The organism is Collinsella sp. (assembly GCF_052346665.1).
GTDB lineage: Bacteria > Actinomycetota > Coriobacteriia > Coriobacteriales > Coriobacteriaceae > Collinsella.
Map to the genome: position 1 here is coordinate 1 of NZ_DAWDUX010000060.1, position 6094 is coordinate 6094.

Annotated in this window: 7 protein-coding genes; all 7 read left to right on the forward strand. The window is 61.9% G+C overall.

The window, feature by feature from the left end; translation table 11 throughout:
* Nucleotides 1–267 (forward strand): laccase domain-containing protein (locus tag ACT8II_RS08980; RefSeq protein WP_443813883.1); only part of this gene is annotated, 267 nt, incomplete at its 5' end.
* A 274-nt stretch (nt 268–541) separates the two neighbouring features.
* Nucleotides 542–1384, forward strand: a complete 843-nt coding sequence (locus tag ACT8II_RS08985) for a phosphate signaling complex PhoU family protein (RefSeq protein WP_118654154.1) — start codon at nt 542–544, stop codon at nt 1382–1384.
* A 144-nt stretch (nt 1385–1528) separates the two neighbouring features.
* Nucleotides 1529–2464, forward strand: a complete 936-nt coding sequence (locus ACT8II_RS08990; protein ID WP_412108100.1) for a phosphate ABC transporter substrate-binding protein — start codon at nt 1529–1531, stop codon at nt 2462–2464.
* On the forward strand, nt 2461–3369 hold the full coding sequence (pstC, locus tag ACT8II_RS08995; protein ID WP_443813886.1) for a phosphate ABC transporter permease subunit PstC: 909 nt from the start codon (nt 2461–2463) through the stop codon (nt 3367–3369). Before ACT8II_RS08990 ends, pstC begins: the two co-directional genes overlap by 4 nt.
* 3 nt (nt 3370–3372) lie before the next feature.
* The gene (gene pstA / locus ACT8II_RS09000) at nt 3373–4308 is read left to right on the forward strand and encodes a phosphate ABC transporter permease PstA (RefSeq protein WP_233546221.1); all 936 of its coding nucleotides are present in this window, start codon (nt 3373–3375) and stop codon (nt 4306–4308) included.
* A 10-nt stretch (nt 4309–4318) separates the two neighbouring features.
* Nucleotides 4319–5122, forward strand: a complete 804-nt coding sequence (gene pstB / locus ACT8II_RS09005; RefSeq protein WP_294121813.1) for a phosphate ABC transporter ATP-binding protein PstB — start codon at nt 4319–4321, stop codon at nt 5120–5122.
* Between the two features lie 76 nt (nt 5123–5198).
* Nucleotides 5199–6035: a phosphate signaling complex PhoU family protein gene (locus tag ACT8II_RS09010; protein ID WP_294121814.1), complete on the forward strand. Its 837-nt coding sequence runs from the start codon at nt 5199–5201 to the stop codon at nt 6033–6035.
* The last annotated feature ends 59 nt before the right edge of the window (nt 6036–6094 follow it).

The following is a 6094-nucleotide window of genomic DNA, read 5'->3' on the forward strand; positions in this document are numbered from 1 at the left end:
GGGCCGCACATCCAAGGCGATGAGTACGAGGTGTCCGATGAGCTCATCGGGCGATTCGATGAAGAGTTCGGCTGGCACGGCTCCGGTGTGACGCGCCTGCTCGACCTGTCGCGCGCCATCCGGCAGGCGCTCGTCGAGGCCGGCGTCCCCGCGTCGAGCATTTGGGACCAGGGCCTGTCCACCGTTCGCGATAACGACCGCTTCTTCTCATATCGAGCCGAGGGCGGGACGTGCGGGCGGCACGCCGCTGTCGCGGTGATCGCCTAGCCGGGAGCCTTGGGTTGGCCAGCGCTCTCGTTAGACGCCGTTGTATGTGTGTTTCTGGCAGGATGCTCGGAGTCGAAGCCGAAGGAGGGTAACAATGTCGAAAAGCGGCGCGATTTGAAGCCTAGTTTTCGACGTTGTTACCATCTGGATCGATGATGGTCAACGGCCTCCCTTAGGGCAGCCCTTTCATTTCCCTGACATTGCGTTTACGCGAGGCGTGCGGGGCCGACGTTAGACTTGCCTGGTATAAAACCACACGTCGCGAAGGACCCCCATGCGCAAACTGTTTTCCCGCCAGCTCATCGAGGCACGTCACGAGATGCTCTCCATCTACGAGGCGGTCGACCTTTCCCTGCACGATGCCGTGAACGCGTTTATCGCCAACGATAAGGATCTTGGCAAGAAGGCTCAGCGGGCCGCCGATCACGTCGATGCGCGCAGTGCCAACCTCGAAGCGGTCTGCTACAACCTCATTGCCACGCAGTCACCGGTCGCCTCGGACTTCCGCTTGCTGCAGACAATCATCTACGTGAACTTCAACCTCCAGCGCATGAGCGACAAGGTCCGCCGTATCGCACGTGCCGCGCGTCACAAGGTCGCTCAGGAAATTGAGCTTCCCGCCGAACTCGTTGACCTTATCGAACGTGAGGCGGAGAGCGTGTATCGCGTGCTCGGCGCATCGGTGTCCGCCCTGGTGAACAACGATTTGGGGATCGTGCTCGATCTCTCCAACCAGGACGAGGCGGTTCACGAGATCTACGAGCAGTTCTTCCGCACCTTCAACCGTATGAACGCCGAGGACATGGCAGATGATTCATCGCTCGACGACCTGCGCCGTGTCATCATGGTGTCGCGCTACCTCGATCGCATCGCCGCCATCTCCATCGACGCCGCGTTCCGTTTGACGTTCCTGCTCACGGGCCAGCGCCTGTGCGCCGATGACCTCGCCGATGCCGATGAGGATGAGCTGGAGAGCATGCGCGTTCCCGCGGGTGAGGGCGTGACGCTCGATCCCGCTCGTGACGCGCGCTACGTCGCCGCCCTTGCGCCCGACGAGGTGGGCGAGGCGCTCGCGTCGCTTATCGAAGACGGCGCCGATACCGAACAGACGGAATAGTCGCGCCCAAAGGGTGTTTATAGGGGCTTGGGCTCGTCGAGCACTTGCGCAGGTACAACATTTGATACCATATCGGGATGTGGCGCGGGTGTAGGGTGCACCCGCGTGCCTGCGTCAATCGCTCGAAGAGATCGGAGTCCCTCCGTGCGACGTATTCCCTCCGCCCAGTTCTGCAATGCGCGTGCAGCGACATCTTTCGCAGATCGAGGGCAAGAAGGTTCGGTTCCGCTCAAGCGCCGCCGCATCCCGCTGTTTCTCGCGACAGCGGTTGTGTCCCTGTCGACTATGGCGGCCCTGTCCGCCTGCAGCTCGGAGGGTGCGACGGAATCCATTACCGTGGCCGGCTCTACGACCTGCCTGCCCATCGCCGAACAAGCCGCTGAGCTCTTTAAGGAAGAGGCCGGCATCGGCGTGCTCGTGAGCGGTCTTGGGTCCTCTGCCGGCATCGAGGCCGTCTCGACCGGTACCGCCGAGATTGCGACGTCCTCGCGCGGGCTCAATGCCGAGGAGTCCAAGCTCGGCCTCACCACGGTGCCGGTGGCCCATGACGGCATCGCGGTGATTGTGAACACGGAGAATCCCGTGCATGACCTCACGATTGAGCAGCTGCGTGGCATCTATTCGGGCCAAATCACCAATTGGAGCGAGGTCGGTGGCGAGGATCTGACGATTCAGCTCGTCAACCGCGATGAGGCCTCCGGCACCCGCGAGGCGTTCAAATCGATCGTCATGGACGGCTCCGCTTTCGACCGTCGCGCCGCCGTGCTCTCCGGCACGGGCCAGGTGCGCGATGTCGTGAGTCGTTCCCGCGGTGCCATCGGCTATATTTCCATGGGCTTCGTCGAGTCCAAGTACGCTCAAACGAGCGTGCGCGCCATGAGCGTCAACGGCGTTGCTCCGTCCGAGGGGACCATCGCCACGGGCGAGTACCCCATCTCACGCGACCTGTATTTCTTCACGAAAGGCGAACCGACGGGCGCCGCTGCGGAGTACATCGAGTATGTCCTCTCCGACGAGATGGATGAGCAGATCCGCGAGGCCGGCTTCATTCCGGTCGAAATGAGTGAGGAGGGGGCATGAGTCAGATGAACGAGCAGAACGCTCCGCACAAGCGCGATCTGGCGCTCGTCTCGCGCAGCACCTACCTTAAGGAGAAGGCGCTTCAATACCTGTTTTTCGGTTGCGCCTTCCTAGCCGTCGTGACGGTCGTGCTCATCTTCGCGTTCACGATGATGCAAGCGGCTCCCGTGTTCACCGATATCGGCCTGGCGAACTTCTTCAGCTTCACTTGGGCTCCCACTGAGGGTCACTACGGCATCTTGTCGCTCGCCGCAGGTACGGCGCTCGTGACGGTCGGCGCGCTCGTTTTGGGCGTCCCGCTCGGTGTGGGGACCGCCGTGTACCTCACCGAGATCGCATCTGCTCGCGTTCGTGCGCTCATCAGTCCCGCCGTTGACCTGCTTGCGGGCATTCCGTCGATCATTTACGGCTTTTTCGGCATGGTCATCATCCGTCCTTTCGTCGCCGACCTCACGGGCGGCTTGGGTTTCGGCGCGCTCACCGCATGGTTCGTGCTCGCCATCATGATCGTCCCCACGATTACCACCCTCACCATCGACGCGCTTAATTCTATTCCGATGGGCATCCGCGAGGCGAGTTTCGCGATGGGGGCCACCAAATGGCAGACCATCTACAAGGTCGTGCTTCCTGCCGCGAAATTCGGCATCGTCGACGCCGTCGTGCTCGGTATGGGTCGCGCCATCGGCGAGACCATGGCCGTCCTCATGGTCGTGGGTAATGCCCCGGTCATCCCCGAGTCTATCTCGAGTCCGGTCTCCACGCTCACGAGCCAGATCGCGCTCGACATGAGCTATTCCTCCGGTCTGCACCGCACTGCCCTGTTCGGCATGGGCGTGGTGCTCTTTATCGTATCGGCCGCGCTTGTGGGCATCGTTCGCCTGCTTTCCAAGATGAGGAAGGGGTAGGCCATGTCCCAAGCACAAGACGCCTCCAAGGTCCCCAACGCCGCTCCTGAGGCGGTTGTCCAGGCCGAGTCCTCCGCCCAGCGCATCAAGCGCGCGCTCGCTTCTGGTAAGAAGGAACGCATCTCCAAGAACACGAGCAACAAGATTATGCTCGGTGTGTTTCGCGTCGCTGCGGCCATCACCACGCTCGTGCTCGTTGCCATCATCGCCTACGTGGTGGTCAACGGCCTCCCGCATATCTCACTCGACTTCATCTTTGGGTGGCCCGAGGGCGTCAATGCCGAAGGCGGCATCTGGCCCACGATCGTGTCGACCGTCTACGTGACCGCCCTGGCGATGCTCATCTGCACACCCATCGCCGTGCTCGCGGCCGTTTACCTCGCCGAGTACGCCAAGCAGGGTCGTCTGGTCAACATTATCCGCTACGCAGCCGATACGCTCGCCTCAGTGCCCTCAATCGTCATGGGCCTGTTCGGCTACGCGTTGTTCGTCGAGGCGATGGGCTTTGGCTTGTCCATGATCTCGGCCGCCCTGGCCCTCGCGCTGCTCATGCTGCCCATCATCATGCGCACCACCGAGGAGGCCATCCGCGCCGTGCCCCGCTACATCCGCTGGGGCGCCTACGGCCTGGGCGCCACCAAGTGGCAGGTCGTGAGCAAGATCGTCCTGCCCTCGGCGTTCGGTCGCATCGCCACGGGCATCGTGCTCGGCATCGGTCGTGCCATCGGCGAGACGGCCGTGGTGCTTTATACGATGGGACAGGCCATCAACATGCCCATCACGCCCCTCGACTCCGGCCGCCCCATGACGGTCCATCTGTACCTGCTGGCGAATGACGGCATCAACATGAATGCGGCGTACGGCACCGCCCTGCTGCTCATGGCCATCATTCTCGCTTTCAACCTGTTCGCCCGCTGGCTTTCCCGCAAGAGCAAGTAAGGAGCTCCACGTGACCGTCTACCGTAACGCGCCCGAGGCGGCGCAGAGCGCCATCACCGTCAAGGAATTCAACTTTTGGTATGGCGACTTCCATGCGCTCACCGACGTGAACCTGAATATCGCCAAGAACAAGATCACCGCTTTCATTGGACCCTCTGGTTGTGGTAAATCCACGTTCCTGCGCTGCATGAACCGTATGAATGACCTTATCGAGGGCACGCGCAACGAGGGCACGATGGAGCTCGACGGCTCCAACATCTACGCGGAGGGCGTCGACCCCGTTGACCTGCGTCGCCGTGTGGGCATGATCTTCCAGCAGCCCAATCCCTTCCCTAAGTCGATCTACGAGAACGTCGCGTTCGGCCCGCGCCTGCAGGGCGTCACGAGCAAGAGCGATCTGGATGACATCGTCGAGGAGTCCCTCAAGCGTGCCAACCTCTGGAAGGAGGTCTCCAACCAGCTGTCTAAAGACGGTCTGGCCCTCTCGGGCGGTCAGCAGCAGCGTCTTTGCATTGCCCGCGTGCTCGCGGTGCAGCCCGACGTACTGCTCATGGACGAGCCTTGTTCCGCCATCGACCCCACGAGTGTGCAGAAGGTCGAGGACCTCATGGCCGAGCTCGCGCCCGAGATGACGATCATCATCGTCACCCACAACATGCAGCAGGCCGCGCGTATCTCCGACCACACCGCGTTCTTCCTGCAGGAGGTTGCAGGGGAGCCCGCGACGCTCATCGAATACGGCGAGACCGACGCCATTTTCACCACTCCCATGGATAAGCGCACCGAGGATTACATCACCGGTCGTTTTGGGTAACCTGCATCATGATGTGCGATTGGGGGGTCAGGCCCCTTTTCACACATTTCTACCACCTGCCCGTTAGGAGGCGCACATGCGCAAATTGTTTTCAAGCCAGCTCATCGAGGCGCGCCACGAGATGCTTTCCATTTTCGAGTCGATCGACCTCACGCTTCACGATGCCGTCACCGCGTTCGTGACCGACGACATGGAGCTCGCGCGCCGCGCCAAGAAGAAGACGTACAAGATCGACGCCCGTTGCGCCAACCTCGAGGCCGTCTGCTACAACCTCATCGCCACGCAGTCGCCGGTCGCCTCAGATTTCCGTCTGCTGCAGACCATCATCTACATCGACTTCAACCTCCAGCGCATGAGCGACAAGGTCCGTCGTATCGCGCGTGCCGCCAAGCGCAAGGTGAACAACGACATCGAGTTCCCCGCCGAGATGGTTGCCCTCATCGAGCAGGAGGCGGCGAGCGTCTACCAGGTTCTCGGCTCAACCGCCGCGGCACTCGTGAATAACGATCTCGCCGCGGTGCTCGCCCTCTCGGAGGAGGACGAGGCCGTGCACGGTGCGTATCAGGAGTTCTTCCGTGTCTTTAACCGCACTGAGACGATGGAAGTGGCCGATGACGCCCAGATGGACGACTTCCGTCGTACCGTCATGGTCTCGCGCTACCTGGACCGCATCGCCAACATTTCCATGGAATCCGCCTATCGCCTCGTGTTCCTGCTCACCGGTCAGCGTTGGGGCGCCGACGACATCGCCGATGCGGATGAGGAGGAGTTGGAGAGCATGCGCATCCCCTCGGGCGAGGGCGTGACGCTCGACCCCGTGAGTGATGCGCGTTACGTCTCCGCCCTTGCGCCCGACGAGGTTGGTTCCGAGCTCGCGGCCCTCATTGCCCGCGTCGGGACGGATGGCGAGTAACCGACCATGAATGCTTCGTACGCAAATGATATCGTTGAGCGTCGTGCGGAGATCCTCGC

Coding starts and splice junctions, on each gene's coding strand:
- pstC (WP_443813886.1), top strand. CDS start 2,461: ATGAGTCAGATGAACGAGCAGAACGCTCCGCACAAGCGCGATCTGGCG.
- ACT8II_RS08985 (WP_118654154.1), top strand. CDS start 542: ATGCGCAAACTGTTTTCCCGCCAGCTCATCGAGGCACGTCACGAGATG.
- pstA (WP_233546221.1), top strand. CDS start 3,373: ATGTCCCAAGCACAAGACGCCTCCAAGGTCCCCAACGCCGCTCCTGAG.
- ACT8II_RS09010 (WP_294121814.1), top strand. CDS start 5,199: ATGCGCAAATTGTTTTCAAGCCAGCTCATCGAGGCGCGCCACGAGATG.